General features: G+C 69.8%; 29 protein-coding genes and 1 pseudogene. 24 read left to right on the forward strand and 6 right to left on the reverse strand.

Annotated elements, in window-relative coordinates; all coding sequences use genetic code 11:
- Nucleotides 1-68: 68 nt before the first annotated feature.
- Complete coding sequence (locus Q8R27_RS04485; RefSeq protein WP_305697875.1) at nt 69-629, reverse strand: peroxiredoxin; 561 nt, start codon at nt 627-629, stop codon at nt 69-71.
- A gap of 163 nt (nt 630-792) precedes the next feature.
- Between Q8R27_RS04485 and Q8R27_RS04490 the strand changes: the two genes are divergently transcribed.
- From Q8R27_RS04490 to Q8R27_RS04515, 6 genes are all read left to right on the forward strand, one after another.
- Nucleotides 793-1,689: a hydrogen peroxide-inducible genes activator gene (locus tag Q8R27_RS04490; protein WP_305697876.1), complete on the forward strand. Its 897-nt coding sequence runs from the start codon at nt 793-795 to the stop codon at nt 1,687-1,689.
- 54 nt (nt 1,690-1,743) lie between these two features.
- Entirely contained in the window at nt 1,744-2,235 is a 492-nt protein-coding gene (locus Q8R27_RS04495; RefSeq protein WP_305697877.1) for a hypothetical protein, read from the forward strand.
- A 75-nt stretch (nt 2,236-2,310) separates the two neighbouring features.
- Nucleotides 2,311-2,886, forward strand: coding sequence for a PadR family transcriptional regulator (locus tag Q8R27_RS04500; protein ID WP_305697878.1), 576 nt, complete (start codon nt 2,311-2,313; stop codon nt 2,884-2,886).
- Nucleotides 2,887-2,945: 59 nt separating this feature from the next.
- The gene (gene dapF, locus Q8R27_RS04505) at nt 2,946-3,773 is read left to right on the forward strand and encodes a diaminopimelate epimerase (protein WP_305697879.1); all 828 of its coding nucleotides are present in this window, start codon (nt 2,946-2,948) and stop codon (nt 3,771-3,773) included.
- Nucleotides 3,770-5,077 carry a tRNA (N(6)-L-threonylcarbamoyladenosine(37)-C(2))-methylthiotransferase MtaB gene (gene mtaB, locus Q8R27_RS04510; protein ID WP_305697880.1) on the forward strand — a complete coding sequence of 436 codons (1,308 nt, stop codon included), beginning with the start codon at nt 3,770-3,772 and terminating at the stop codon, nt 5,075-5,077. The genes dapF and mtaB overlap by 4 nt, the downstream gene beginning before the upstream one ends.
- Nucleotides 5,078-5,509, forward strand: coding sequence for a GFA family protein (locus tag Q8R27_RS04515; RefSeq protein WP_305697881.1), 432 nt, complete (start codon nt 5,078-5,080; stop codon nt 5,507-5,509).
- Here Q8R27_RS04515 and Q8R27_RS04520 read toward each other — a convergent pair.
- Nucleotides 5,506-6,135, reverse strand: coding sequence for a trimeric intracellular cation channel family protein (locus Q8R27_RS04520; protein WP_305697882.1), 630 nt, complete (start codon nt 6,133-6,135; stop codon nt 5,506-5,508). The two genes, Q8R27_RS04515 and Q8R27_RS04520, sit on opposite strands and share 4 nt — an antisense overlap.
- A gap of 71 nt (nt 6,136-6,206) precedes the next feature.
- On the opposite strand from Q8R27_RS04520, the gene ftsY reads away from it, so the two are divergent.
- The 4 genes from ftsY to Q8R27_RS04540 all read left to right on the forward strand — a co-directional run bounded on the left by ftsY (nt 6,207) and on the right by Q8R27_RS04540 (nt 9,177).
- Nucleotides 6,207-7,142, forward strand: a complete 936-nt coding sequence (gene ftsY, locus Q8R27_RS04525; protein WP_305697883.1) for a signal recognition particle-docking protein FtsY — start codon at nt 6,207-6,209, stop codon at nt 7,140-7,142.
- Entirely contained in the window at nt 7,139-7,738 is a 600-nt protein-coding gene (locus tag Q8R27_RS04530) for an inner membrane-spanning protein YciB (protein WP_305697884.1), read from the forward strand. Before ftsY ends, Q8R27_RS04530 begins: the two co-directional genes overlap by 4 nt.
- A gap of 85 nt (nt 7,739-7,823) precedes the next feature.
- Complete coding sequence (locus tag Q8R27_RS04535; RefSeq protein ID WP_305697885.1) at nt 7,824-8,408, forward strand: MarR family winged helix-turn-helix transcriptional regulator; 585 nt, start codon at nt 7,824-7,826, stop codon at nt 8,406-8,408.
- Between the two features lie 115 nt (nt 8,409-8,523).
- Nucleotides 8,524-9,177, forward strand: coding sequence for a glutathione S-transferase family protein (locus tag Q8R27_RS04540; protein WP_305697886.1), 654 nt, complete (start codon nt 8,524-8,526; stop codon nt 9,175-9,177).
- Between the two features lie 8 nt (nt 9,178-9,185).
- Here the strand turns inward: Q8R27_RS04540 and Q8R27_RS04545 are convergent, their stop codons facing one another.
- Nucleotides 9,186-10,268 (reverse strand): low specificity L-threonine aldolase, encoded by a 1,083-nt coding sequence (locus tag Q8R27_RS04545; protein WP_305697887.1) that lies wholly within the window; start codon nt 10,266-10,268, stop codon nt 9,186-9,188.
- 60 nt (nt 10,269-10,328) lie between these two features.
- Nucleotides 10,329-11,492 (reverse strand): citrate synthase, encoded by a 1,164-nt coding sequence (locus Q8R27_RS04550; protein ID WP_305697888.1) that lies wholly within the window; start codon nt 11,490-11,492, stop codon nt 10,329-10,331.
- Nucleotides 11,493-11,567: 75 nt separating this feature from the next.
- Between Q8R27_RS04550 and Q8R27_RS04555 the strand changes: the two genes are divergently transcribed.
- The gene (locus tag Q8R27_RS04555; RefSeq protein WP_305697889.1) at nt 11,568-12,647 is read left to right on the forward strand and encodes a citrate synthase/methylcitrate synthase; all 1,080 of its coding nucleotides are present in this window, start codon (nt 11,568-11,570) and stop codon (nt 12,645-12,647) included.
- A gap of 3 nt (nt 12,648-12,650) precedes the next feature.
- Here Q8R27_RS04555 and Q8R27_RS04560 read toward each other — a convergent pair whose 3' ends face one another.
- The gene (locus tag Q8R27_RS04560) at nt 12,651-13,625 is read right to left on the reverse strand and encodes a WD40 repeat domain-containing protein (RefSeq protein ID WP_305697903.1); all 975 of its coding nucleotides are present in this window, start codon (nt 13,623-13,625) and stop codon (nt 12,651-12,653) included.
- A gap of 162 nt (nt 13,626-13,787) precedes the next feature.
- Between Q8R27_RS04560 and Q8R27_RS04565 the strand changes: the two genes are divergently transcribed.
- Entirely contained in the window at nt 13,788-14,234 is a 447-nt protein-coding gene (locus tag Q8R27_RS04565; RefSeq protein ID WP_305697890.1) for a biopolymer transporter ExbD, read from the forward strand.
- A gap of 85 nt (nt 14,235-14,319) precedes the next feature.
- On the opposite strand, the gene Q8R27_RS04570 is transcribed toward Q8R27_RS04565, so the two are convergent.
- Nucleotides 14,320-15,375: a GTP-binding protein gene (locus Q8R27_RS04570; RefSeq protein ID WP_305697891.1), complete on the reverse strand. Its 1,056-nt coding sequence runs from the start codon at nt 15,373-15,375 to the stop codon at nt 14,320-14,322.
- A 100-nt stretch (nt 15,376-15,475) separates the two neighbouring features.
- On the opposite strand from Q8R27_RS04570, the gene Q8R27_RS04575 reads away from it, so the two are divergent.
- The 12 genes and pseudogenes from Q8R27_RS04575 to Q8R27_RS04630 form a co-directional block, all read left to right on the forward strand.
- A complete protein-coding gene (locus Q8R27_RS04575; RefSeq protein ID WP_305697892.1) occupies nt 15,476-16,417 on the forward strand; it encodes a cation diffusion facilitator family transporter in 942 nt (313 codons plus the stop codon).
- 123 nt (nt 16,418-16,540) lie between these two features.
- Complete coding sequence (rplU, locus tag Q8R27_RS04580; protein ID WP_305697893.1) at nt 16,541-17,140, forward strand: 50S ribosomal protein L21; 600 nt, start codon at nt 16,541-16,543, stop codon at nt 17,138-17,140.
- A 28-nt stretch (nt 17,141-17,168) separates the two neighbouring features.
- On the forward strand, nt 17,169-17,441 hold the full coding sequence (gene rpmA / locus Q8R27_RS04585) for a 50S ribosomal protein L27 (protein WP_305597808.1): 273 nt from the start codon (nt 17,169-17,171) through the stop codon (nt 17,439-17,441).
- A gap of 136 nt (nt 17,442-17,577) precedes the next feature.
- Nucleotides 17,578-18,111, forward strand: coding sequence for a GNAT family N-acetyltransferase (locus Q8R27_RS04590; RefSeq protein ID WP_305697894.1), 534 nt, complete (start codon nt 17,578-17,580; stop codon nt 18,109-18,111).
- Nucleotides 18,112-18,188: 77 nt separating this feature from the next.
- Nucleotides 18,189-19,226, forward strand: a complete 1,038-nt coding sequence (gene obgE, locus Q8R27_RS04595; RefSeq protein ID WP_305697895.1) for a GTPase ObgE — start codon at nt 18,189-18,191, stop codon at nt 19,224-19,226.
- Complete coding sequence (gene proB / locus Q8R27_RS04600) at nt 19,223-20,395, forward strand: glutamate 5-kinase (RefSeq protein WP_305697896.1); 1,173 nt, start codon at nt 19,223-19,225, stop codon at nt 20,393-20,395. Before obgE ends, proB begins: the two co-directional genes overlap by 4 nt.
- Nucleotides 20,396-20,426: 31 nt before the next feature.
- Nucleotides 20,427-21,989 carry an aldehyde dehydrogenase family protein gene (locus Q8R27_RS04605; RefSeq protein WP_305697897.1) on the forward strand — a complete coding sequence of 521 codons (1,563 nt, stop codon included), beginning with the start codon at nt 20,427-20,429 and terminating at the stop codon, nt 21,987-21,989.
- A 17-nt stretch (nt 21,990-22,006) separates the two neighbouring features.
- A complete protein-coding gene (locus tag Q8R27_RS04610; RefSeq protein WP_305697898.1) occupies nt 22,007-22,657 on the forward strand; it encodes a nicotinate-nucleotide adenylyltransferase in 651 nt (216 codons plus the stop codon).
- A gap of 71 nt (nt 22,658-22,728) precedes the next feature.
- Nucleotides 22,729-23,160, forward strand: a complete 432-nt coding sequence (gene rsfS / locus Q8R27_RS04615; protein WP_305595607.1) for a ribosome silencing factor — start codon at nt 22,729-22,731, stop codon at nt 23,158-23,160.
- On the forward strand, nt 23,157-23,621 hold the full coding sequence (gene rlmH, locus Q8R27_RS04620) for a 23S rRNA (pseudouridine(1915)-N(3))-methyltransferase RlmH (RefSeq protein WP_305697899.1): 465 nt from the start codon (nt 23,157-23,159) through the stop codon (nt 23,619-23,621). Before rsfS ends, rlmH begins: the two co-directional genes overlap by 4 nt.
- 19 nt (nt 23,622-23,640) lie before the next feature.
- Nucleotides 23,641-24,492, forward strand: a complete 852-nt coding sequence (locus tag Q8R27_RS04625; RefSeq protein WP_305697900.1) for a murein hydrolase activator EnvC — start codon at nt 23,641-23,643, stop codon at nt 24,490-24,492.
- A gap of 67 nt (nt 24,493-24,559) precedes the next feature.
- A pseudogene (locus tag Q8R27_RS04630) lies at nt 24,560-24,788 on the forward strand (S41 family peptidase); the annotation flags it as partial.

The following is a 24,788-nucleotide window of genomic DNA, read 5'->3' on the forward strand; positions in this document are numbered from 1 at the left end:
CGTGGCCGGAAGGCGCGACTGGGGGAGCAGCGCGCCTTCCGGCGTCGCGGTTCAAGGCGTCGGGAGCCTTAGGCCGCGGTTCTCAGGGTCTCGCCGCCCACCGAACGGTTGCAGGGGCAGAGTTCGTCGGTCTGCAGCGCGTCCAGCACCCGCAGCGTATCTGCAGGGTTGCGACCGACGTTCAGGTTGGTGACGTAGACGTGCTGGATGGTGTTGTCGGGGTCGACCACGAAGGTGGCGCGATAGGCGACGCCCTCTTCCTCGTTGAGCACGCCCAGCGCACGGGCGAACTTCCCGGAGCTGTCGGCGAAGTTCCAGATCGGCAGGCTGTTCAGGTCAGCGTGCTCACGCCGCCAGCCGAGCTTGGAGTGCTCGTTGTCCGTCGAGCCGCCGAGCACCACGGTGTCGCGGTCCGCAAACTCACTGTTTAGCCGGGCGAACTCGGCGATCTCGGTCGGGCAGACGAAGGTGAAATCCTTCGGATAGAAGAAGATGACCTTCCACTTGCCCGGGAAACTGTCCTTGGTGATCGGTTCGAACGCGCTTTCGCCGTTCTCTTCGTGGCGGTTGAACTTGGGCTTCACGCCGACGACCTTGAAGTCGGGGAGGATGTCTCCAACGGTCAGCATCTCACTCGGTCTCCTTGAACTATGTCAGGGCAGGACGCCCCGTCGGGACTGGAGATAGGGACCGTGGACCGAAAGTACCAATTGATTGAATTTGCATTTTAGATAGATAATTTCTATCTTCTGAGAAGCGCGCCAACGCTGGCGCGCTTGGAACGACGCCGCGATGCTGCCCACCCTTCGACAACTGAGCTACCTCAAGCTGCTGGCCGAGAACGGCTCGTTCGGCCGCGCGGCCGAGGCGGCCCACGTGACCCAGCCGACCCTGTCGGCGGGAATCCAGGAGCTCGAGCGAACTCTTGGCGCATCGGTGGTCGACCGGGCGCGCAGCGGCGTGATCCTCACGCCGGTCGGCCAGGAGGCGCTGCGCCGCGCGACCAGCATCCTGATGGAGGCCGAGGAGCTGGTGGAGGCGGCCAAGAACGCCGGCCAGCCGCTAACCGGCCGGTTCCGCCTGGGCGTCATACCGACCATCGCGCCTTATCTGCTGCCCCGCGCCCTGCCCGCTTTGCGCGAGCGCTACCCGAAACTGCGGCTCTATCTGCGCGAGGACCTGACCCAGCGCCTGCTCACCGCGCTGAAGGCGGGCCAGCTCGACGCCGCGCTGATCGCCCTGCCCTTCGACATGGCCGGCCTCGCCAGCGCCCATGTGGCCGACGACGAACTGCTGGCCGCCGCCCCGCCCAACCATCCGTGGGCGCAGTCGGAGACCGTGGCGCCGTCGCAGATCGACGCCCAGGACCTTATTCTGCTGGAGGACGGCCACTGCCTGCGCGACCACGTGCTGCACGCCTGCGGGATCAGTCCACCCAAGGCGATGCAGGAGGAGGAACACTTCGCCGCGACGTCGTTGCCGACGATCGTGCAGATGGTGGGATCAGGCCTGGGCGTGACCTTCTTACCGGCCATGGCGGTGAACGCGGGCCTCGCCGACACCGCGCCGATCGTCGTGCGCCCGCTGGCGGCCGATCGCCCCAGCCGCGAGATCGTGGTGGTGTGGCGCGCCGGATCGAGCCGCGCGGCGGAAGGCCGGCTGCTGGCCGAAGTGTTCAAACAGAGCTGAGTGGAACCCTACGCCCCCTTCGGGGACTCCAGACCACCTCTTGAGGAGACATCCGTGATCCGATCATCGATCAGCCTGGCCGCAGCGGCCCTCGTCCTGGGCGGCTGCGTGGGCATGTCGCGCAGCGAGACCGTGTCGCCGTTGTCCGACAACTGGGCGAGGAGCGGACGCATCGAGACGATCGCCCTGACCAAGGGCGACATCAAGGTGACCCCAGAGTTCGACGAGATCTTCAAGAGCCGGGTCAAATCCAAGCTCGACGCCTGCGCCAAGGGACCAACGCCTTTGACGCTGGAGGTCGCTCTCGATCGGCTGGACAAGGCGAACCCCGTGCTGACCACGGTGGTCGCCGGCGCGAACGTCCTGCGCGGTCAGGCCCGGCTGGTGAACCCGGCGACCGGCGCTGTCGTCGCCGACTACAAGATCGGCAAGACCATCGTCGGCGGCCGCTTCGCCATCGTGGTGATGGGCCAGGCCGAGGAGCAGCTCTCCGACGCGTTCGGCGACGAGCTTTGCAAGCAGGCGTTCCTGCCGACCGAAAAATAGTTTCGATATATCTATTGTGATCCGATCCAACTTCGATATATCTGCGCAATCGACATATCGAAACAGGATCTATTTATGCGCGGACTCTTTCATAACCACCATCGCCGCGAACGCTTCGGCCGCGGCCCGTTCGGCGGCCATATGGGCGGCGGACACAGAGGCGGCCATCCCGGCCGCCACGGCGGATCGCGGATCGGCCGCTTCCTCGAGCACGGCGATCTTCGCTTCGTGCTGTTGGCGCTGATCGCGGAGCAGCCGCGACACGGCTACGACCTGATCCGCGAACTGGAGACCCGAACCGGCGGCGCCTACCGGCCAAGCCCTGGCGTGGTCTACCCCACCCTGTCGCTGCTCGACGACGAGGGCTTCATCCAGCCATCCGCCGGCGACACCGCGCGCAAGCTGTTCGAGATCACGCCGGCCGGCCGCGAGGCGCTCGAGCGTGAAGGCCCGGCCGTGAAGGCGGTGTTCGCCCGCATGGCGGAAGCTGCGGCCCAATCCGACCAGACCGGCCCGCGGGTCCGCCGAGCCATGGAGAACCTCGGATCCTCCCTGCGCATCCGGCTGTCCCAGGGCGCCGTCACCGAGGCTCAGGTGGACGCCATAGCCCGCGCCATCGACGAGGCCGCCGCCGCCATCGAGCGGGTCTGAGCGGCGGCTTGGTACAGCCCAGGTGATCGACGGGCGGTTCTCGCCTATATACGGCGGCCATGAGCCGTCCGTTCCTCAAGATGAACGGGCTCGGCAACGACTTTGTCGTGGTCGAGGCCCGCAGCGCGCCCTTCGCGCCAAGCGCCGAAGACGTGCGCGCCATCGCCAACCGGACCAATGGCGTCGGCTGCGACCAGCTGGTGCTGATCGAGGGGTCGGACACAGCTGACGCCTTCGTGCGCTTCTGGAACGCCGACGGCGAGGAGATCGACGCCTGCGGCAACGGCTCGCGCTGCGTCGGCCTGCTGCTGATGCAGGCCTCGGGGCGCGACGAAGCGACCTTCGAGACCAAGGCCGGCGTGCTCACCGCGCGCCGCGCCGGGCCGACGCAGATCAGCGTCGACATGGGCGCGCCCGGTCTCTCCTGGACCGACATCCCCCTGGCTGAGGCCATGGACACCCGCGGTGTCGAGCTGCAGGTGGGCCCGATCGACGCGCCGCTGCTGCACACGCCGGGCTGCGTCTCGATGGGCAATCCCCACGTGGTGTTCTTCGTCCCCGACGTGGACGTTGCGCCTGTGAGGCAGGTCGGATCGCTGATCGAACACCACCCTCTGTTCCCCGAAGGCGTCAACGTCGGCTTCGCCCAGATCAAGGCGCGCGACCGAATTCGCCTGCGGGTCTGGGAACGCGGCGCGGGCTTGACCAAGGCCTGCGGCACCGGCGCCTGTGCGGCGCTGGTCGCCAGCCATCGCCGCGGCTTCGTCGATCGGGAGGCGACGCTCGAGCTGGACGGCGGCGACCTGCACATCGAATGGCGCGCCAGCGACGACCACGTGATCATGACCGGGCCGGCGCAGATCGACTTCAGCGGCGTGCTGCCGTGAACGCGCTCGTGGTCCCGCCGCCCGCCCCGCAGGCCCCAGCGCAGGGCGACGTCGAAGTCGTCACCTTCGGCTGTCGCCTGAACGCTTACGAGAGCGAGCTGATCCGCGCCCGCGCAGCGCAGGACGGGCTGACCGACGCGGTGGTGTTCAACACCTGCGCGGTGACCGGGGAAGCGGTGCGTCAGGCCCGCCAGGCGATCCGCAAGGCCCGCCGGGAACGCCCCGGCGCCCGGCTGATCGTCACCGGTTGCGCCGCCCAGATCGATCCCGCCGCCTTCGCCGGCATGGCCGAGGTGGACCTGGTGCTGGGCAATGGCGACAAGGCCAGTCCCGGCGCCTACCTGCCCGCCGCCGACGGCGCACGGGTGCGGGTCAACGACATCATGAGCGTGCGCGAGACCGCGCCGCAGCTGGTCGACGGCCTGAAGGACCGGGCGCGAGCCTATGTCGAGGTGCAGAATGGCTGCGACCACCGCTGCACCTTCTGCGTGATCCCCTACGGCCGTGGGAATTCCCGATCCGTGCCCGCCGGCGTAGTGGTCGATCAAGTGCGCCGGCTGGCCGCCCAGGGCTACCGCGAGGTGGTGCTGACCGGCGTCGACGTGACGAGCTGGGGCTCCGACCTGCCGGGCGCGCCGACCCTGGGCCAGCTGGTGGCGCGCATCCTCAGGCACGCGCCGGAGCTGCCGCGGCTGCGACTGTCCTCGATCGACGCCGCCGAGATCGACCCCGACCTGATGCGCTGCCTGGCCGAGGAGCCGCGGCTCGCCCCCTACCTTCATCTGTCGCTGCAGGCCGGCGACGACATGATCCTCAAGCGCATGAAGCGCCGCCACTCGCGCGCCGACGCGCTGAAGCTGATCGCCGATGTGCGCGCCGTGCGGCCCGACGTGGCGTTCGGCGCCGACCTGATCGCCGGTTTCCCTACCGAGACCGAGGCGATGTTTGAGAACACCCTGCGCCTGGTCGAGGATGCGGGTCTGGCCTTCCTGCACGTCTTCCCGTTCAGCCCGCGCCCAGGCACGCCCGCGGCGCGAATGCCGCAACTTCCTCGCCAGGTGATCCGCGAACGCGCCGCGCGTCTGCGCGCGGCCGGTGAGGCGGCGCTGGCCCGCCATCTCGATCGCCAGACCGGGAGTACGCTCGACGCCCTGGTCGAACGCCCCGGCGTGGCCCGGGCCGCCGACTTCACCGAACTGGCGTTCACCGGCGCGGCGCCGGCAGGCGAGATCGTGGCTATGCGGATCACCGGCCACGACGGACGTCGCGCGTCGGCGGAAACGCTCGACCGCGGGGAGACCTAGATGGCCTGGACCGGCGGCTGCCAGTGCGGCGCAGTGCGGTTCCGCGTCGAGGGCGACCTCGGCCGCGCCAGCATCTGCCATTGCCGGATGTGCCAGAAGGCCACCGGCGGCCCGTTCGGCGCCTTCGTCACCGTGCAGCGCGACGACCTGACCTGGACCCGCGCCGAGCCGCAGCGCTTCCAGAGCTCAAATATCGTACGCCGCGGCTTCTGCGCAGCATGCGGGACGCCGCTGACCTTCGAGACCGACCGGTCGACAGACCTCTCGATTTTCGCCTTCGATCGCGTCGGCGAGATCACGCCCGTCATCCAGCTCGAACCTGAGCGCTCACCCGCCTGGGTGGCCCACGTCGCCGGACTGCCGGTCGTGGTCGCGCCGACAGGCCACTTCGATCGGATCATCTCGCACCAGCACCCAGACCACGACACCTAGTCCTCCGGCGACGCGCGACCGGGGAAGCCTGGCAGACTCCATCCGAACACCAGGGCCCCGGCCCGCAAGGCGAGAGCCGCGCCGAAGCCCGCCAGCCCCGCTACGGCCGCGCCGACGCCGAGCAGTCCAAGGCCCACGTAGGTCGCAGCCCCGACCAGCGCCGCGGTGACGTAGATCTCGCGCTTCAAAAGCACCGACGGCTCGTCGGCCAGGACGTCGCGGACGATTCCACCAAAGGTCGCGGTCAGCACGCCCAGCACCACGGCGGTGAGCGGCGGCGCGCCCAGCGCTCCTGCCTTCGCTGCGCCAGCGACGCTGTAGGCGGCCATGCCCAGGGCATCCAGCCAGATCAGCAGGCGGTAGCGGCCACGTTTGGCCCCGAACAGCCACACCGCGACAGCCGCCAGCAGACAGGCGACCAGATAGGCTGGCTGATGCACCCAGACCACCGGCGCGCCCAGCAGCAGATCGCGCAAGGTCCCGCCGCCGACGCCGGTGATCGCCGCGAAGAACCCGAAGGTGACGATGTCGTGCTTGCGCCTGGCCGCGGCCAGGGCGCCGGTCGCGCCGAACACCGCCACGGCGGCGTAGTCCAGCCAGATCAGCGCGGTCTCGAAGCCGTCCATCCCCTGCCCCTTCCGCCCCCAGGCTCAGGCGCGGTTCCCTCGACGGCGGAAACCGCGCTAGAAGGCGCCCCATGACCGAACCCAAGAAGGGCTGGTTCCAGCGCCTCACCCAGGGGCTGTCGCGCTCGTCCAAGGCGATGACCGAGCAGCTTACCGGCGCCTTCGTCAAGGCGCCGCTCGACCAGGCGCGCCTCGACGCTCTGGAGGAGATGCTGATCGAAGCCGACCTCGGCCCGCAGTCGGCCGCGCGTATCGTCGAGCGGTTCGGGGCGGAGCGCTTCGGCCGCAGCGTCGACGAGCGCGAGATCCAGGAGGCCCTGGCCGAGGCGATCGGTGACGAGCTCACCGCGCGCCAGGGGGACTTCGACCCCTTGGGCGGCCCCAAGCCGTTCGTGGTGCTGTTCATCGGGGTCAACGGCTCGGGCAAGACCACGACGCTGGGCAAGATCGCCGCCGAGCTGAAGGGGCGCGGCGCCAAGGTGCTGATCGCCGCCGGCGACACCTTCCGCGCCGCCGCTGTCGAGCAACTTCAGGTGTGGGCGGACCGTGCCGGCGCCGACTTCATGTCCAGGCCCACCGGATCCGACGCCGCGGGCCTGGCTTACGACGCGCTCGAGAAGGCGCGGGCCGAGGATTATGACGTACTGCTGATCGACACCGCCGGGCGGCTGCAGAACAAGCAGGGCCTGATGGACGAGTTGCACAAGATCATCCGGGTGCTGAAAAAAGTCGATGCGGACGCCCCGCACGAGACCCTGCTGGTGCTGGACGCCACGGTCGGGCGCAACGCGTTGGCCCAGGAGAACATCTTCGGGAACCAGATCGGCGTCTCGGGCATCGTCATGACCAAGCTGGACGGCACGGCGCGCGGCGGGGTGCTGGTGCCGGTGGCGCAGGCTTCGGACTCGCCGATCAAGCTGATCGGGGTGGGCGAGCAGATCGAGGATCTGCAGCCCTTCAATGCGCGCGCCTTCGCCCGCTCGCTGGTCGGACTGGAGGACGCGTGACCGTATCGCCGAAAGCAAAAGGCTGGATCCGCGCCGCCGTCGACTACGGGGCGCCGCTGAGCTTCATGGTCGCGTTCCTGATCACCCGCGACGCCGTGACGGCGAGCTGGGCGCTGGTCGGCGGGGCGGGCGTGGCGTTGCTGGTGGGCTATGTGGCCGAGCGGCGGATCGCGCCGATGCCGCTGATCGCCGGGGTCGCTGCGCTGATCTTCGGCGGCATGACGCTGATCTTCCACGACGAGCGGTTCATCAAGATCAAGCCGACGGTGCTGAACCTGGGCTTCGCGGCGTTCCTGCTGGGCGGGGTGGCGACGCGCCGCAACCCGCTGAAGGCGCTGCTGGGCGAGACCCTGCGCATGCCGGACGAGGCCTGGCGCACCCTGACGCTGCGCTATGGGATCTTCTTCCTGTGCGCGGCGGTGTTGAACGAGGCGGTGTGGCGCACTCAATCCACCTATGTTTGGGCCTGGTTCCGCTTCCCGGGCCTGCAGATCCTGGCGATCCTGTTCTCGCTGACCCAGGCGCCGCTGATGATGAAGCACGCCAAGGCCGCCGACGAGGAAGCGCCAGCCATTCCGCCGCCGCCCACGGAGTAGACGCTCACACCGCCTACGGACGATCCGTCGCCAAACCGCAACAATAAGAGCGTAGGCTGAAAGTCCCGATCAGGAGACGTCAGCCATGGCCGCCGCGAAAGGCAAGTTGGGGGGCAAGTCTGGCCGCAAATCCGTGGTCGCCGCGCTGGAGCGCTCGCCCAGCCACCTGCTGCACCGCGCGTTGCAGCTCGCGCTCGACATCTACGCCGAAGAAGTCGGCGACTCCGCGCTGACCCAGCGCCAGTACGCCGTGCTGGCCGCGGCCGCGGCCCACGAAGGCGCGACCCAGACTGACCTCGTCAGGATCACCGGTATCGACCGCTCCACCCTGGCCGACATGGCCGCGCGGATGATCGGCCGCGGGTTGCTCGAGCGCGAACGATCGCAATTGGACGCCCGGGCCAACGCCGTGACCATCACCGACCACGGCCGTGCGGCCCTGGAGGATGTGCAGCCGAAGGTCGCGGCCGCCGATGCGCGGCTGCTGAAGCTGATCGCCCGCAACAGCCGGCGCGAGACGTTCCTGGAACTGCTGGGCGAGCTGGTCGCCGCTGAGCCGTCGGCGCCGGCCAGCGAACCCGCCAACGACGAGGCCAAGACGCCCAAGGCGGCGAAGCCGCCAAAGTCGCCCAAGGCCGACGGCAAGAAGAAGAAAAAGAAGGCCGCCTAGTCCGCGCGGCTGCGATTGCCGCCCTTCGGCCGGCGTCGTCAAATGGCCGCCGCATCAACTGAGCATGGTCTGCGCTCGAGACAGGTCGGTCATCCTCGACCCGGAGGCTTTTGCGATGATCCCCACCATCACCGCCTTTGAACGCTCGCCGGATCGCGGTCGGGGTCTGGCGCGCGACATGCGCGTGCGCTGGGCGCTCGAGGAGGTGGGTCAGCCCTATGACGTGCGTCTGGTGTCGTTCGAGGCGATGAAGCAGCCCGCCCATCTCGCCCTGCACCCCTTCGGCCAGATCCCGACATTCGAGGAGGGCGACCTTGCCCTTTTCGAAACGGGAGCGATCGTCTTCCACATCGCCGAGCAGAACGCGGGACTGCTGCCCAGCGATGCGAACGCCCGAGCGCGCGCCGTGACCTGGATGTTCGCCGCGCTCAATACGGTGGAGCCGCCGGTGCTTGAGCGCGAAATGGCCAGGCTCGTGGAGCGCGACAAGCCGTGGTTCGAGGCGCGCCTGCCGATCCTCGAGGACCGCATACGCAGCCGGCTGGGCGCGCTGTCCGATCGCCTGGGTGACGCCGACTGGCTCGACGGCGACTTCAGCGCCGGCGACCTGATGATGGCGATGGTCCTGCTCAGGCTGAAGGGCTCGGATCTGCTCGGTAGGTATCCGAACCTCGCCGCCTACCTCGCCCGCGGCGAGGCGCGGCCGGCCTACCAGCGCGCCTTCGCCGCCCAGCTGGCGGTCTTCACCAGCCAGCAACCCGACGGCTGATGACTGCGTCAGTAACCCCCGCCGCGCGCCGTCGGCTCAGCGCCGACACGGGGTGAAGCGTCGATGGCCTGGGCGATGATCCGCAGCGCGTCGTCCACATCGCGCTCGGTGATGTCCAGATAGAAGACCGCGCGTATCGCATCCGCCCCGGAGGGCAGCATCCACAACCCGCGTTGATGCGCCTGATCGACCACGCTGCCCGCGGCGACATCGGTCAGCCGATAGCGGACGATGTTCGACTGCACGCTCGCCGGGTCGATCTCGATTCCGTCGATCTGCGCGAGGCCCTGGGCGAACCGAGCGGCGAGTGCGTGGGTCTCGCCCAGCCGCGGGCGATGGTGCTCCAGGGCATGCAGAGCGCCCGCCGCGACCAGACCCGCCTGGCGAAAGCCGCCGCCGAACATCTGCTTGAAGCGACGCGCCCGGCTGACGAAATCCGCAGGTCCCACCAGGCAGGAGCCCATGGGCGCGCCAAGCGCCTTCGACATGCAGACGCTCACCGTGTCGAACGATCGCGCATAGTCCGCCTCGGACACGCCGGTCGCGGCCGTCGCATGCCATAGGCGCGCGCCGTCGAGGTGGGTCGCCAGCCCGTGTCGCCGACCCGCCGCCGTCGCCGCCTCCAAGGCTTCGAGCGGCCAGATCGAGCCGCCGCCGTTGTTGTGGGTGTTCTCCAGGCACAGCAGGCGCGCCGGAGCGGTCACGGTCGTCGGGAAGAAGCGGTGCGGAACCCCGATCACGGCGTCGACGTCGGCGGGCGTGAAGATCCCTCTGACGCCGGGAAGCGGCCTGGGCAGCACGCCGGAGAACGCCGCCACGCCGCCGTTCTCCAGGACGTAGACGTGGGCGGCCTGGTCGAACAGCACGGCGTCGCCCGGCTGGGTATGGGTGCGCACGGCGACCTGGTTGGTCATCGTGCCGCTGGGCATGTAGACGGCGTCTTCCTTGCCCAGGATGTCGGCCACCGCCGCCTCCAGCGCCTTGACCGTCGGATCGTCGCCATAGACGTCGTCACCGACCTCGGCGTAGGCCATCACCCGTCGCATTTCGGGCGTAGGACGGCTGCAGGTGTCGCTACGCAGGTCGATCATCGCACGCCCCCCGTTCGGGCCCAAGCGGGCCTCGGCGAGGCGCAATCTAGCGCGCCGACGTCACGAAGACAGGGCTATCAACTCAGGCTGCGGTCCGACATAGCGCGCCCGGGGTCGGATCAGCACGCCGGCGGCGCCCTGTTCCAGGGCGTGGGCGATCCAGCCGGCGACGCGGGCAGTGGCGAACAGGGCGAACGGGGCGTCGGCGGGGGCGGAGATCGCCTGGGTCATCGCCGCGAGGGCGAAGTCGATGTTGGGCGCTGCGCCCGTCGCCTCGTGCACGGCCGCGCTGAGGGACTGGGCCGCCGCGGCCGGCGTGAACCGTCCGAGCAGTGCGAGGGCGCGAGGATCGCCGTCCGGATACAGCGGATGGCCGAAGCCTGGGATCGGCCGGCCCTCGGCGAGGCGCGCGGCGACCGCCACCTGCGCGCCGTCCCGCGCCGCATCGGCCAGCAGGGCGGCGACGCCGGCCGCAGCCCCACCATGCAGAGGTCCGGTAAGGGTCGCCAGGCCCGCCAGCGCGCAGGCGGCCAGAGACGCGCCGGTGGACGCCGCCACCCGCGCGGCGAACGTCGAGGCGTTGAACTCGTGGTCCGCCAGCAACACCAGAGCGCGACGGATCAGATCGGCGCCGTTGGCGTCTACGCCCCAAGCGACCGCCAGCCGCAGATGGATCGCGCCGCCGCCGGAAACGCCGGCGACGGCTTCGGACACGGCGTCCAGCAGATCTTCCGCCTCGAGGCCCAAGGCCGCGGCCTGTCGACCCAGCGCCGGTCGGTCACTCGCCGCCCGGCTTGCAAGCAGGCTGAACGCGCGCGCCTTCAGTGCTCCCGCCGGCATCGCCTGAAGAGGCCTGGGCTGACATGGGTGCGATTGGGCGCTCCACAGCAGACGCGCGACGGCCTCCAGGGTCTCGGTTTCGGCCAACACCGCCGCATCACGTCCGCGGTAGAACAGCCGTCCGCCCACGATCGTGGTGATCGCCGAGTCCATCACGGGCTCGCCCCAGGCGATGGCCCCGGCCGCGACCTCCGACCGCTTGCGCCCGCGCGTGCGGCGTTCGATCAGCGCCGCGAGATCCACCGCGCGATAGAGGCTGCGCCGCGGATCGTCGGGATCGGCGCGCACCTGCACGCGACCGCGGCTGACATAGGCGTAGAGCGTCTGCGGCCGGACGCCGAGGCGTTCGATGGCGGCCTGCGCGGTGATCCACTCGTCTGACATTGATTATATTGATCAAGATTGACTAGGTGATCGTGCGACAGATGATGACCGGGCGCAAGCAAGAAGGAGCCCGCAATGTCCGAAGGCCTCGACGACGTCATCGCCGCCCGCACCATCCTGTCGGACGTGGATGGCGCGGCCGGGCGGCTGGTGATCCGCGGACACTCGCTCGACGACCTGGCCGGCCGCGCCCGGTTCGAGCACGTCGCCCATCTGCTATTCGAGGGCTTCTTCGATGATCTTCCGCGCGACCTGCAGCGACCGCTGGGAGAGGCGCGGGCCGCGGTGTTCGCCCAGGCTGCCGCCGTCGGCGAGCTCAGGGGACTGGATCCCGTGGAGGCGATGCGGGCACTGAGCGCACGGCTGCCCGACGGAGACGATCTCGCCACTGCGCTGAGGCTGCTGGCCGCACCTGGGGTGTTCACCGCCGCCGTGCTGCGCGCCCGCGCCGGCGCCGCCCCGATCGCGCCTGACCCTTCCCTGAGCCACGCCGCCGACATCTTGAGGATGACCCACGGCCGGCCCGCTGGTCCCGGCCAGGCCGAGGCGCTGGACGCCTATCTGGTGACCGTCTGCGACCACGGACTGAACGCCTCGACCTTCGCCGCCAGGGTGATCGCCTCGACGCACGCGGGCCTGACCTCGGCGGTGCTGGGCGGGATCAGCGCGCTCAAAGGTCCGCTGCATGGCGGCGCGCCGGGCCCGGTGCTGGAGATGCTGCGCGAGATCGGAGAGCCGGCGAACGCCCGCCCGTGGCTTGAGGCGGCGCTGGCGCGCGGCGAGCGCCTGATGGGTTTCGGACACCGGATCTACCGGCTGCGCGACCCCAGGGCCGATGCGCTGAAGGCGGCCGTGCGCAGGCTGGGCGCGCTGCAACCGGACGCGTCAGGCCGTATCGCCCTGGCCGAAGCGGTGGAGGCCGCGGCGCTGGCGATCCTCAAAGAACGCAAGCCCGACCGGCCGCTGGAGACCAACGTCGAGTTCTACACCGCCCTACTGCTGGAGGCGGTCGGCTTCCCGGCGGACGCCTTCACCGGCGTATTCGCCATGGGGCGGGTGGCGGGCTGGATCGCCCACGCCCGCGAACAGGTGGCGCAGGGCCGGCTGATCCGTCCGCAGTCGGTCTATGTCGGTCCGCAGCCGAAGGCCGCCTGAAACTCAGGCTTCCGGCACCTCGACGACGCCTGCGCCGCCGGCCTCGTCGCCCCAGGCGAGGCGGCGGTGGTCGGCGGTGATAGCCAACGCAGAGATCGCCGCGCCCTTCTCAGCCTTGACCGTGTCGATGCGCCGCCCGGTGAGGTCGCAGACCCACACCCGTCCGTCGTCCAGCCCGGCGGCCGCCCAGGTGGCCCCAGGCGTCGCAGCGGCGCGGGTCACCAGGGCGGATTCGTCAAAGCCGATCTCGGCCGCCTCCTTGCCCATCGGCCCGGTGGAGCCGCCGAACGGCCAGATCACCAGGCCGTTGGCCCCGGAGGTGACCATCAATTGTCCCTTGGAGCAGAACGCCAGGCTGCGGACCTTGGCCGGGTAGCCGCCCATTCGCATGTTCTTCTCGTCGGAGACCCGCCAGCCGTGGAGCTGGTTCTCCTGCATGGACGAGATCAGGAACTTGCCGTCCGGGCTCCAGGCCGCGCCGATATGGCTGCCGGCCCAGTTCAGCACCGCCGGCTTCTGTTCGGCGATCCGCGCGTACCACAGGCGCAGGCAGTTGTAGGTCGCCGCCGCCACCCGCCGGCCCTTGGGGTCGAAGGCGACGTCGGCGATGGACCGCTCGTGCGGGAAAAGTCTGGTGAAGCCTGCGTCGGCGACGTCGCGCATGTGCAGGTCGCGGCCCGCGGCGAAGGCGATCAGGCCCGACTGGGCGCTCGCCGCGACCACATCGATCCAGCGGCCCTTCACCTCGGCGATCTGTTCGGCGCCGCTCGGCCGCGACCAGACCACACGGCCGTCGTCGCCGCCGGTGAGCATCCCGTCGCCCGACGGATGCAGGCAGGCTGACAGTATGGCGCCGTCGTGCGCCTGGACGCTCTCGCCGCCCTCGAAACGGACGGTCCCGTCGCCCAGGGCGAAACAGGCGCGCTGGGCGCGGTCGAAGGCGGCGGCGGTGACGAAGGCTTCGAATTCAGAGATCATCGCCATGCCATAGCCGGGCCTTCAGGGGCTTTCCAGGGCGCCGACGCACGGCGCGAACCCCGCCGGGGCGATCTGGTCTTTACTTTCTGAAAATGACTTGCGAATGGTCTCGCGAACGGATGACGGGCGAAACTACGCGCCGTCGCAGGGAAGGAACTTCATATGGGTGCGAAGCTGGGCGGTGGGGGCGGCGGCTCCAAGTTCGACCTCGGCCAGAACAGCGACATCAACGTCACGCCCTTCGTGGACGTGATGCTGGTGCTCCTCATCATCTTCATGGTGGCGATTCCCGCCGCGACGGTGTCGATCAAGCTCGACCTGCCGCCGGCCATCCCCCCGCCCCCGGGCGCCAAGGTGAAGGAGCCCACCCTGATCAACATCCAGCAGGGCGGCGTGCTGTTCATCGGCGAGAAGCCGACAACGCTCGACACCCTGACCGGCGACCTGGAACGCGAACTCATCGCCAACGACGAGCCGTCCTCCGGCCCGGACGCGCGGGTCTACATCCGCGCCGACCGTACGGTCCGCTACGGCGAGTTCATGGCCGTCATGAACAACCTGCAGGCGGGCGGCTACTACCAGGTGGCGCTGATCAACGAAGAGCTCTGAAGCTCGACGTCGGTATCGCGAGATCAGAAAGGCCCGCCGGGAAACCAGCGGGCCTTTTTCTTTGGGGCGTCCTGTGAGCTGAACGCTAGGCCGCGCAGGCCTCGAAGCCTTCGCGCAGGGCGGCCTCGTCGAGGTTGCGGCCGATGAACACCAGTCGGCTCTGGCGCACGCTGCCCTCGCGCCACTCGCCCTGGAAATCACCCTCCAGGATCATGTGCACGGCCTGGAACACCAGCCTGCGGTCTTCGCCGGCGACGTCGAGGATGCCCTTGGCGCGCAGGATGTCCGGTCCCTGGGCCTGCAGCACCTCGTTCAGCCAGGTGGTGACCTTGTTGGCGTTGATCGGCTTGTCCAGGGTCAGCGAGATTCCGCGGATGCCGGCGGCGGCGGCGTGGTCCTGATGATCGTGCCCATGATTATGCTCGTGATGATCGTGGTGGTCGTGCTCGCAGTCCTCGTCGTGCACATGGCCCGCCTCGCCGTGCGCCGGGTTGAGGAATTCCGGCTCCAGCTCGGTGATCCGCGCGAGGTCGAAGCCGCCGCGGCCGAGGATCGCGTCCAGGGGCACGTTCGAGCGCTGCGCCCGGTGGATCGGCGCCAGCGGATTAAGCCGGCGGATCGAGGCCTCGACGGCGGCCAGTTCGGCCGGGGTCACCAAATCGGTCTTGTTGAGGATGATCTGGTCGGCGAAGGCGATCTGCTCCACCGCCTCGCGGGAGTCCGCCAGTCTGAGCGGCAGGTGCTTGGCGTCGACCACCGTGGTCACGCTGTCGAGTTGGGTGCGGGCGCGCACGTCCTCGTCGACGAAGAAGGTCTGGGCCACCGGGCCGGGGTCGGCGAGGCCCGTGGTCTCGACAATGATCGCATCGAAGCCGCCCTTGCGCTTCATCAGGCCTGAGAGCACCCGGATCAGGTCGCCGCGCACCGTGCAGCAGACGCAGCCGTTGTTCATCTCGAACACCTCTTCGTCGGCGCCGACGATCAGGTCGTTGTCGATGCCGACCTCGCCGAACTCGTTGACGATCACGGCGTATCGCTTCCCGTGGTCCTCCGAGAGAATGCGGTTGAGGAGCGTGGTCTTGCCGGCCCCAAGGTAGCCTGTGAGCACGGTGACGGGGGTTTTGTCGGTCATGGGGGTCATCTAGTCATCGCAAGAGCGAGTGGAAACCTCGCGGGTCCAGATTGACCCGCGCGGCGTGGACGTTACAAGATAACATCGCTCATCGCCGCCCGAGATTTCCTTGATCCCCATCGATCCCACGTCCGGCGCGGCGGACACAAGCCCGCAGGTCGCGCCAGCGCGCATGGACGCCTTCCGCGCTGATCGCGTCTATCTGGGCGCAGACCACGCGCGCAACGAGCGGCGCACCTGGATCGTCACCGCGATCTGTGCGGCGACCCTGGCCGCACAACTCATCGGCGGGCTGGCGTTCAAGTCGATGGCGCTGACCGCCGCCGGCCTGCACATGGCCGCCCATGTCGCCGTGCTGCTGGTTGCCGCATTCGCATACCGGGTCGCACGCCAGCGCAAGGACGACCCGCGCTATGCTTTCGGCACCGGCAAGATCGGCTTCCTCGCCGGCTTCGCCAACGCCGTGGTCCTCGCCGCCACGGCTTTTCTGATCGCCTTGGAGAGCATCGAGCGGCTGATCGAGCCTGCGGCGGTCGACTATGACTCCGCCCTGCCTCTGGCCGCCGCCGGCCTGGCGGTGACGATCGTCTGCGTCTGGCTTCTGAAGCCCGCGCGCGCCGCCCATGACGGCGACGCCGACCTCAATCTGTCAGCGGCCCACCTACACCTTTCGGCCGACGCCCTGGTGGGCGTGCTGACGCTGGCGGGACTGGCCGCCGGCCGGAGCTTCGGCTGGAGCTGGACCGACCCGGCCGCAGGCCTCGTGGGAGCAGCCCTGGTGGCGCAGTTCGCCTGGAGCCTGCTGCGCCGCACCGGCGGCGTACTGCTGGACATGAACCCAAGTCCGGCGCTGGTCGCCGAGATCCGCGCACGGCTGCAGGCGCAGGGCGAGCGGGTGGTCGACCTGCATCTGTGGCGGCTGGGCCCCGGCCACCATGCCGCGATTGTCGTGCTGGAGGCCGCCCAGCCACAGGACGTGCAGGCCTATCGCGCGCGGCTGGCGGGCCTTGCGGGCCTCAGTCACCTGACGATCGAAGTGCGCCGCGCCTGAGTCCCAAGTTGGCCCCGCGTCCGTTGACTTGGGCCGGTCCCCCTGTATAAGACCGCGCTCTCGCCCGTGGGACCGCTCACGGGCGCAATACTTTTTGCAATTACATTCTGTAAGGCGCGAACGATGTACGCGGTGATCAAGACCGGCGGCAAGCAGTACCGGGTCCAACCGGGCGACGTGCTGGTGGTCGAAAAGCTGGACGGCGAACCCGGGGCCGACGTGGCCTTCGGCGAGGTGCTGATGCTGGGTGACGGCGCGGCCGTCACCGTGGGCGCGCCGACCGTCTCGGGCGCCTCGGTGAACGCCACCCTGATCGAGACCCGTAAGGGCCTCAAGGTGAAGATCTTCAAGAAGACTCGCCGCCAGGGCTATCGCCGCACCAGGGGGCATCGTCAGTTCGAAAGCGTGCTGCGCGTCACCGGCATCACCGGCGACGGCAAGAGCGCCAAGTGGGACGGCACGGTCGACCTGACCACCAAGGCGGTGATCGACGCCCGCGCCCGTGGACTGGCGCTTCGCGACGACGTCACGCCGACCAGCGTCGTCGAAGAGGCTCCGCAGGTTGAAGTCGAAGCCGTGGCCGCCGACGCCGCGACCGAGACCGCCGCTCCCGCCAAGAAGGCCGCGCCCCGCAAGGCCGCAGCCCCGAAGGCCGAAGCTGGCGAAGCCAAACCCGCCGCCAAGAAACCGACGGCCAAGAAGACGGATACGGACGCCGAATAAGGCGTCCAGCAGGACCTAGGAGAGCACCATGGCTCACAAGAAATCAGGCGGCTCCTCGCGCAACGGGCGCGACTCGGCCGGTCGCCGCCTCGGCGTGAAGAAGTTCGGTGGCGAAGCAGTGCTCGCCGGCAACATCATCGTGCGCCAGCGCGGCACCAAGTTCTTCCCGGGCGACAACGTCGGCATGGGTGTGGACCACACCCTCTTCGCCACGGCCCAGGGCGCGGTGAAATTCGTCACCAAGCGCGACGACCGCACCTACGTGAACGTGGTCACGCCGGCCCCGGCGAACGCAGACTAGGCGGAACCCTCATTGCCGGTTCCGCCCCAATGATTGGCGGACCGGACAGACGACCTCAGCGGGGAGTCCGGACGCCGGACTCCCCGCTTTTGTTTTCTGAAAAGGCCCTCCCAGAAGGGCCGGGAGGTTCAAGACCATGTGTGCGATCGAACTGGAGCCCGTCATCCGCACAGCGCGGCTGCGGCTGCGCAAGCCCCGCCGCAAGGACGCCGCGAGGATCGCGGCGCTGGCCAACGACATCGACGTCGCGCGGATGACCACGCGCATGCCCCACCCCTACGGCCTGGACCACGCCGAGACCTACCTGGACAGCCTTGCGGGCCGCGACCCGTCGCGCGAGGCGCTGTTCGTCGTCGATCACGAAGACGAGGGCCTGATCGGCATGCTCGGCTTCCACCCCAACGAGCTGGGGCGCGCCGAGCTGGGCTACTGGCTGGGTCGTCCCTATTGGGGCCAGGGCTACGCTACCGAAGCTGCGTCCGCGGCCCTTGTGTGGGCGTCCAAGGACTGGCGTCGGCGGATGGTGGTCGCCGGGCACTTCGCCGACAATCCGGCGTCGGGCGAGGTGCTGTGCAAGGCGGGCTTCCTCTATACCGGCGAAGTCCGCAGGCTGCCCAGCGCCGCCCGCGGCGAGCCTGTTCCCGCCCGGATGATGGTGTGGCTCGCCTGAGCTGCGCCTTGAGGGCCATAGGGCGCGGAAGGCCTCCGCGTGCTATGGCCTTCAGCCATAGGACATAGAAGACCGCGATGAAGTTTCTCGACCAGTGCAAGATCTACATCCGCTCCGGCGACGGCGGCGGTGGCGCGGTCTCGTTCCGGCGTGAGAAGTACATCGAGTACGGCGGTCCGGACGGCGGCGACGGCGGCAAGGGCGGCGACGTCTGGATCGAGGCGGTCGAGGGCCTCAACACCCTGATCGACTACCGCTACCAGCAGCATTTCAAGGCCCAGACTGGCGGCCACGGCATGGGCCGCAACCGCCACGGGGCCAACGGCGAGGACGTGGTGATGCGCGTGCCGGTCGGCACCGAGGTGCTGGACGAGGACCGCGAAAGCGTCATCGCCGACCTGTCGCAGGCCGGCGACCGGTTGCTGCTGGCCAGGGGCGGCAACGGCGGCTGGGGCAACACCCGCTTCAAGGGTCCGATCAACCAGGCGCCGCGCCGCGCCAATCCCGGCCAGGACGGCGAGGAGTTGACACTCTGGCTGCGGCTGAAGCTGATCGCCGACGTGGGCCTGGTGGGCCTGCCCAACGCCGGCAAGTCGACGTTCTTGGCGGCTGCCTCGGCGGCCAAGCCCAAGGTCGCGGACTATCCGTTCACCACGCTCACGCCCAACCTAGGCGTCGTCGACCTGTCGACCAACGAGCGCTTCGTGCTGGCCGACATCCCAGGCCTGATCGAGGGCGCCTCAGAGGGCGCCGGCCTTGGCGTGCGCTTCCTGGGTCATGTGGAGCGCACCGCCGTGCTGATCCACTTGGTCGACGGCACCCAGGAGGATGTCGTGCACGCCTGGCGCACCGTGCGCGCCGAGCTAGAGGCGTATGGCGAGGGTCTCGAGGACAAGTCCGAGATCCTGGCCCTGAACAAGGTCGACGCGCTCGACCCCGAGACCCGTGCCGCCCGCGCCGCGGAGCTGGCGGAGGCCGCCGGCGTCCAGCCACGCCTGGTGTCCGGCGTCTCCGGCGAAGGCGTGATCGAGGTGCTGAGGGCGTCCTGGGCGCAGGTCCGCGCCCGCCGCGCCGAAGCAGCCGGTCCCGGCGAGGTGGAGGCCTGGGCCCCGTGAGCGGCCTGGAGACTGCCAAGCGCATTGTCGTCAAGGTCGGCTCGGCGCTGCTGATCGGCGACAACGACGCCGGCGCGGACCGCGCCTGGCTGGCCGCCTTCGCCAGCGACGTGGCGCGGCTGCGGGCCCGCGGCCAGCAGGTGCTGGTGGTGTCGTCCGGCGCGGTGGGCCTGGGTCGCCGCCGACTCGGGCTGCTGCGCCGCGCGCTCACCCTGCCCGAGAAGCAGGCCGCCGCCGCCGCCGGCCAGTCGGCGCTGATGCGCGCCTGGGAAGAGGCTTTCGAGCCGCACGGCGCGATCGCCGCCCAGGTGCTGCTGACCCGCGACGACACCGAGGTCCGCCGCCGTTGGCTGAACGCACGCGCAACCGTCGACACCCTGCTGGCGCTGGGCGTCATCCCGGTGGTCAACGAGAACGACACTGTCGTCACCGAAGAGATCCGCTACGGCGACAACGACCGGCTCGCCGCCCGTGTGGCGCAGATGATCGGCGCCGACGTGCTCGTGCTGCTGTCCGACGTCGACGGCCTCTACACCGCTGACCCCCGCAACAACCCCGACGCGCGCCATCTGGCCAGGCTGTCGCGCCTGACGCCGGAGATCGAGGCCATGGCCGGTGGCGCGAATGCGTCCGCGGGCGTCGGCACCGGCGGCATGGCCACCAAGCTCGCCGCCGCGCGCATCGCCCAGTCGGCCGGCTGCGCCACGGTGATCACCCTGGGTCGCCGCCCTGCTCCGCTGGCCGCCCTTGAAGCCGGCGAGCGCTCGACGATCATCGAGCCCTCGACGACGCCCGCCGCCGCCTACAAAGCCTGGATCGCCGGATCGCTGGCGCCCGCCGGAGCGCTGGTGGTCGACGCCGGCGCCGCGGCGGCGCTGAAACGCGGCAAGAGCCTGCTGGCGGCCGGCGTCCGCGAGGTGCAGGGCCGCTTCGACAAGGGCGACGCCGTGGTGGTGCGCGACGAAGCCGGCCATGAGGTCGCCCGCGGCCTGATCCGCTACGAGGCCGGCGACGCCCTGCGCATTCGCGGGCTCAAGTCCCAGGCGGTGGAGCAGGCTCTGGGCTACACGTCCGGACCGATGATCCACGCCGACGACCTGGCGCTGTCGCACGGGCGTGAAGAGCCGCCCGCCTCCGCCGGGTTTGAACCGGCGCCGCAAGGGGCCTAATCAGGGCCCAGATCTGGAAGGCTGAGAGGCGATGGACGACGGCGCGGCGCGGCAGACCACGGAACGGACGGATCGCCTGGAGCGGCTCGCGCCTGGCCAGCCAGTGATCTATGGCGGCGATCGGGTGACCCATGTGGGGGCCGAGCTCGCCGCCGCCTTCCGCCCCGGTGATCGGCTGGTGGTGGTGCAGGACGACGGCGCGCTGCTGCATGTGCCGGCCGCCCAGCATGCGCTGGCCTCTCATGCCGTCGACCGGGCTCTGACCGCGTTCCAGGCCATGGGCGCAGTCGCCGATGCGCAGATCACCGCCTTCTTCGAGGCGTTCGCCGCCCGACTCGAGGACGAGGCCGCCTGGGGCGCGATCGCCCGGGCCAACGCCGCAGACGTCGAGCGCGCCCAGGCGCGGGGCCGATCGACCACCCGGCTGGCGATCAGCGAGGCGATGCGCCGAGACATGACCGCAGGCCTACGGGCCTGGCGCGACACGCCGCCGCCCCGCGACGCGGTGATCGAGCGGGTCGAACATGCGGGGTGGAGCGTCGAGCAGACCGCGGCGCCGCTGGGCGTGGTGGGCTTCGTGTTCGAGGGTCGGCCCAATGTGTTCGCCGACGCCACCGGCGTGCTGCGGGGCGGCAACACCGTGGTGTTCCGCATCGGCTCCGATGCGCTCGGCACCGCGCGCGCCATCGTCGACTTCGCCCTGGATCCGGCGCTCGCCGAAGCGGGCCTGCCGGCGGGCGCCGCCAGCCTGGTTGACAGCGCCGAGCACGCCGCCGGCTGGGCGATGTTCGGCGACCGGCGCCTGGCGCTGGCCGTGGCTCGCGGCTCTGGTCCCGCCGTCGCGCAACTGGGGGCCATCGCGCGGCAGGCCGGCACGCCGGTCAGCTTGCACGGCACGGGCGGCGCCTGGATGGTCGCCGACGCAAGCGCGAACGCGGATCGCCTGTTCGCCGCCGCCTATCACTCGCTGGACCGCAAGGTCTGCAACACCCTGAACGTCTGCTGCATCGTCCGCGCGCGGGCCGCCGAGCTGGTCCCGGCTTTCCTGCAAGCGCTCGAACGCGCCGGCGAGCGTCGCGCAGGCTGGAAGCTGCATGTCGCGGGGGGCTCGGAAAGCTACCTCCCGGCCGGCTGGCTGGATCGCCGCGGCCCGGTCGTGCGCGCCGAGGGGGTCCGCGAGGAGGCGCTGGTGGAGATCATCGCCGACGCCGACCTCGCCCGCGAGTGGGAATGGGAGGAGACGCCGGAGGTCTCCTTGCGCATTGTCGACGACCTGGACGAGGCGGTGGCCCTGTTCAACCGCTACAGCCCGCAGTTCACCGCCTCGCTGATCGCCTCGGACGCCGAAGCGCACCTGCGGTTCTACGCGGCGATCAACGCGCCGTTCGTCGGCGACGGCTTCACCCGCTGGGTTGATGGCCAGTACGCCCTCGACCGGCCGGAGCTCGGCTTATCGAATTGGGAGCACGGACGGCTGTTCGCGCGCGGCGCGGTGCTGGCCGGCGACGGCGTGTTCAGCGTGCGCACCCGCGTGCGCCAGACCGATCCCCACTTGGACCGCGCCGGCGCGCCGACGCCCGCGCGCAAGCCCTGAGCCGTAGCGCCCACGCGATGTGGTCCGACCGCCCCGCCACGCGCGGTCAAGCCGCAGGCCGCCCAAAGGCCCTGCGCCTGGGGTTCTCTCTGCAGCCCGGCATGCGCGTCGGCCTCTACGGCGGCTCGTTCAACCCGGCCCATGCCGGCCACGCCCATGTCGCCGAAACCGCTCTGACCCGGCTCCGACTGGATCAGGTGATCTGGCTGGTCTCCCCGCAGAACCCGCTGAAGCCCAGCGACGGCATGGCCGGCGCCGCCGAACGCATGGCGTCGGCGGATCGATGGGCGCGAGGCCCATCGATGCGCGTCTCCGACCTCGAGCGCCGCCTGGGGTCGGCCTACACGATTGACACCCTGCGCCGGCTGCGGGCGCGCTTTCCGGCGGTGCGTTTCGTCTGGATCATGGGCGCCGACGGCCTGGCGTCCTTCCATCTCTGGAAAGGGTGGGCGGATATCCTGCGCGAGGTTCCCATGGCCGTCGTCGCCCGCCCTGGGATGACCTTGCGGGCCCTGTCGTCGCCGGCGGCCCGGCGCTTCACTTCCGCGCGACGCAGGTCGAGCGCCGCCGCGACCCTGCCGGGCGCCTCGCCGCCCGCCTGGGTGTTCCTGGTTGCGCCGCTGCACTTCGAATCGTCCACTGCGCTGCGCAAGGCCGCCTCCGTGTGAGGTGGATTGACGTGTGCGTGATGGCCGGCTGACCCGGTGGCCGCGACGTGCTAGGCTCGCGCGTAGCGAGGATGACAAGGAGTAACCCGCTGGACCACGATTCCGCGCCGCGCGCGCAGAAGGATGACGGCCTGTCCGATCCTTCCCATCCCCAGGGCCGCATTCAAGCCCTGGAAGAGCTGATCCTGAGCCGACTTGATGACGACAAGGCGCAGGACGTTGTCTTCATTGACTTGAAGGGCAAGAGCGCCATGGCCGACGGCCTGGTGGTGGCGTCTGGCCGCTCCCACCGCCACGTCGGCGCGATGGCCGACCACCTGCTGCGCGCCCTGAAGGAACAGGGTTACGGCAAGGCGCGTGTCGAGGGCATGCCGCATTGCGACTGGGTGCTGATCGACACCGGCGACGTGATCATCCACCTGTTCCGGCCGGAAGTGCGGTCGTTCTACAACATCGAGAAGATCTGGTCGGTGGAGCCGCCGACGCAATCCGTGGCGATGTGAGGGTCACGATCCTCGCCGTCGGCCGCCTGGCCAAGGGCCCGGAAGCCGACCTTGTTCAGACCTACGTCCAGCGCGCCGCCGCGGCAGGACGCTCGCTGGGCCTCTCGCCCGTAGACGCCGTCGAAGTTGAGGCGCGCAAGCCCGGCAAGGCCGCCGAGGCCGAGGTGCTGCGCCCGCACCTGGCCGGCGCCCATGTGATCGCCTGCGACGAGCGCGGCGCGGCGCGCACCTCCCGCGCCCTCGCGATCGAGCTTGGACGCCTGCGCGACGAGGGCGCCCGGCGCGCGGTGTTCGTGATAGGCGGCGCGGACGGCCTTGAGCCTGCGCTGGTCGAACAGGCCGATGCGACCCTGGCGTTCGGACCGCAGACCTGGCCGCATGCACTGGCTCGCGTGATGCTCGCCGAGCAGATCTACCGCGCGACCACAATCCTCGCCGGCGGCCCCTACCATCGTGACTGAGGAAGGCCTAATCGAAGGCATGGCCGCCGTCCTGAAGCCCCCCCGCCTTCCCGCGCTGGCGATCGTCGCCACGGCGGCGATCGCGGCCGTGGCCGTCGCCCAACCTAGCGAGCGCGAGCGTCTGGAGCGGCTGAACCTCAAGGAAACGGTGCTTACCGCCGAGCAGGGCCGCAACATGAACCAGCTGTCCAAGCTGCTGTCGGTCCAGGAGCGCATCCGGCGCGACCCGCCGCCAGCGCTCCTGGTCAGCCCGGGCGACGCGCGCAACGCGGTACGCGCCGCGATCCTGGTCAAGGCGATGACGCCTGAGCTGCAGAAGCGCGCCCAGACCTACGCCGCCGAGGCCGGCGAGATCGCCCGTCTGCGCCGTCTGGCTGCGGTTCAGAGCGAGGCGCTGTTCACCGCCGAGAGCGAGCTGGCCGAACGCCCGGCCGGACTGCGGGGGGCGGTGTCGCCTGGTGAAAAGCCGCAGGTGATGCCGGTTCTGCCACCGACCATGCTGTCGATCCCGACTCCCGGGCCTATGAAGCATGCATTCGGTGATCGTCTGGCGGGCGGTCTCAGCAACGGACTGACCCTCGACGCCCAACCGAACGCCATGGTCCGCAGCCCGGGCGACGGCCTCGTGCAATATGTAGGGCCGGTAAAGGGCTGGGGCGTTATATTGATATTGAGACTGTCGGGCGGATACCATCTGGTGCTGGCGGGTTTGGAACGGACGTCTGTTGACGTCGGACAATCCGTCGCGGCCGGAACGCCTGTCGGTTGGATGCCCGATGGAAGACAATCGGACTCGGAGCTCTATCTTGAGGTCCGGGATCAGGGCGCGCCCGTAGATCCGGCGCGTTGGTTGAAGATCGGGGCGCGTTAGCCTCGGGGTTGATTGGGGCCCGGACTGTTAAGCGGCTGTAGCTGCAAGGGAGCCTGACGGCAGGCGTATGAGAAAGTATCTTCTGATCGGCGCGTCCGCATTCGTCCTTGGCGCAGGCGCCATGGCCTATGTGAGCCAGCAAGCCCTGGCCGCGGCCCAGCCCAAGGCCAAGACCTACCGGATGCTCGGCCTGTTCGGCGACGTGCTGGACACCGTCGAGCGCCAGTATGTGTCCGAGGTCGACGACACCAAGCTGATCGAGTCGGCCATCGACGGCATGCTGACCTCGCTCGATC

This window comes from Phenylobacterium sp. (assembly GCF_030697305.1).
GTDB lineage: Bacteria > Pseudomonadota > Alphaproteobacteria > Caulobacterales > Caulobacteraceae > Phenylobacterium.

Coding starts and splice junctions, on each gene's coding strand:
- Q8R27_RS04540 (WP_305697886.1), top strand. CDS start 8,524: ATGATCCCCACCATCACCGCCTTTGAACGCTCGCCGGATCGCGGTCGG.
- Q8R27_RS04625 (WP_305697900.1), top strand. CDS start 23,641: ATGGCCGCCGTCCTGAAGCCCCCCCGCCTTCCCGCGCTGGCGATCGTC.
- Q8R27_RS04590 (WP_305697894.1), top strand. CDS start 17,578: ATGTGTGCGATCGAACTGGAGCCCGTCATCCGCACAGCGCGGCTGCGG.
- Q8R27_RS04550 (WP_305697888.1), bottom strand. CDS start 11,492: ATGTCAGACGAGTGGATCACCGCGCAGGCCGCCATCGAACGCCTCGGC.
- Q8R27_RS04515 (WP_305697881.1), top strand. CDS start 5,078: ATGGCCTGGACCGGCGGCTGCCAGTGCGGCGCAGTGCGGTTCCGCGTC.
- Q8R27_RS04490 (WP_305697876.1), top strand. CDS start 793: ATGCTGCCCACCCTTCGACAACTGAGCTACCTCAAGCTGCTGGCCGAG.
- obgE (WP_305697895.1), top strand. CDS start 18,189: ATGAAGTTTCTCGACCAGTGCAAGATCTACATCCGCTCCGGCGACGGC.
- rsfS (WP_305595607.1), top strand. CDS start 22,729: ATGACAAGGAGTAACCCGCTGGACCACGATTCCGCGCCGCGCGCGCAG.
- Q8R27_RS04545 (WP_305697887.1), bottom strand. CDS start 10,268: ATGATCGACCTGCGTAGCGACACCTGCAGCCGTCCTACGCCCGAAATG.
- rplU (WP_305697893.1), top strand. CDS start 16,541: ATGTACGCGGTGATCAAGACCGGCGGCAAGCAGTACCGGGTCCAACCG.
- Q8R27_RS04570 (WP_305697891.1), bottom strand. CDS start 15,375: ATGACCCCCATGACCGACAAAACCCCCGTCACCGTGCTCACAGGCTAC.
- Q8R27_RS04500 (WP_305697878.1), top strand. CDS start 2,311: ATGCGCGGACTCTTTCATAACCACCATCGCCGCGAACGCTTCGGCCGC.
- rpmA (WP_305597808.1), top strand. CDS start 17,169: ATGGCTCACAAGAAATCAGGCGGCTCCTCGCGCAACGGGCGCGACTCG.
- Q8R27_RS04605 (WP_305697897.1), top strand. CDS start 20,427: ATGGACGACGGCGCGGCGCGGCAGACCACGGAACGGACGGATCGCCTG.
- Q8R27_RS04485 (WP_305697875.1), bottom strand. CDS start 629: ATGCTGACCGTTGGAGACATCCTCCCCGACTTCAAGGTCGTCGGCGTG.
- Q8R27_RS04555 (WP_305697889.1), top strand. CDS start 11,568: ATGTCCGAAGGCCTCGACGACGTCATCGCCGCCCGCACCATCCTGTCG.
- Q8R27_RS04610 (WP_305697898.1), top strand. CDS start 22,007: ATGTGGTCCGACCGCCCCGCCACGCGCGGTCAAGCCGCAGGCCGCCCA.
- dapF (WP_305697879.1), top strand. CDS start 2,946: ATGAGCCGTCCGTTCCTCAAGATGAACGGGCTCGGCAACGACTTTGTC.
- Q8R27_RS04535 (WP_305697885.1), top strand. CDS start 7,824: ATGGCCGCCGCGAAAGGCAAGTTGGGGGGCAAGTCTGGCCGCAAATCC.
- ftsY (WP_305697883.1), top strand. CDS start 6,207: ATGACCGAACCCAAGAAGGGCTGGTTCCAGCGCCTCACCCAGGGGCTG.
- Q8R27_RS04520 (WP_305697882.1), bottom strand. CDS start 6,135: ATGGACGGCTTCGAGACCGCGCTGATCTGGCTGGACTACGCCGCCGTG.
- Q8R27_RS04560 (WP_305697903.1), bottom strand. CDS start 13,625: ATGATCTCTGAATTCGAAGCCTTCGTCACCGCCGCCGCCTTCGACCGC.
- Q8R27_RS04565 (WP_305697890.1), top strand. CDS start 13,788: ATGGGTGCGAAGCTGGGCGGTGGGGGCGGCGGCTCCAAGTTCGACCTC.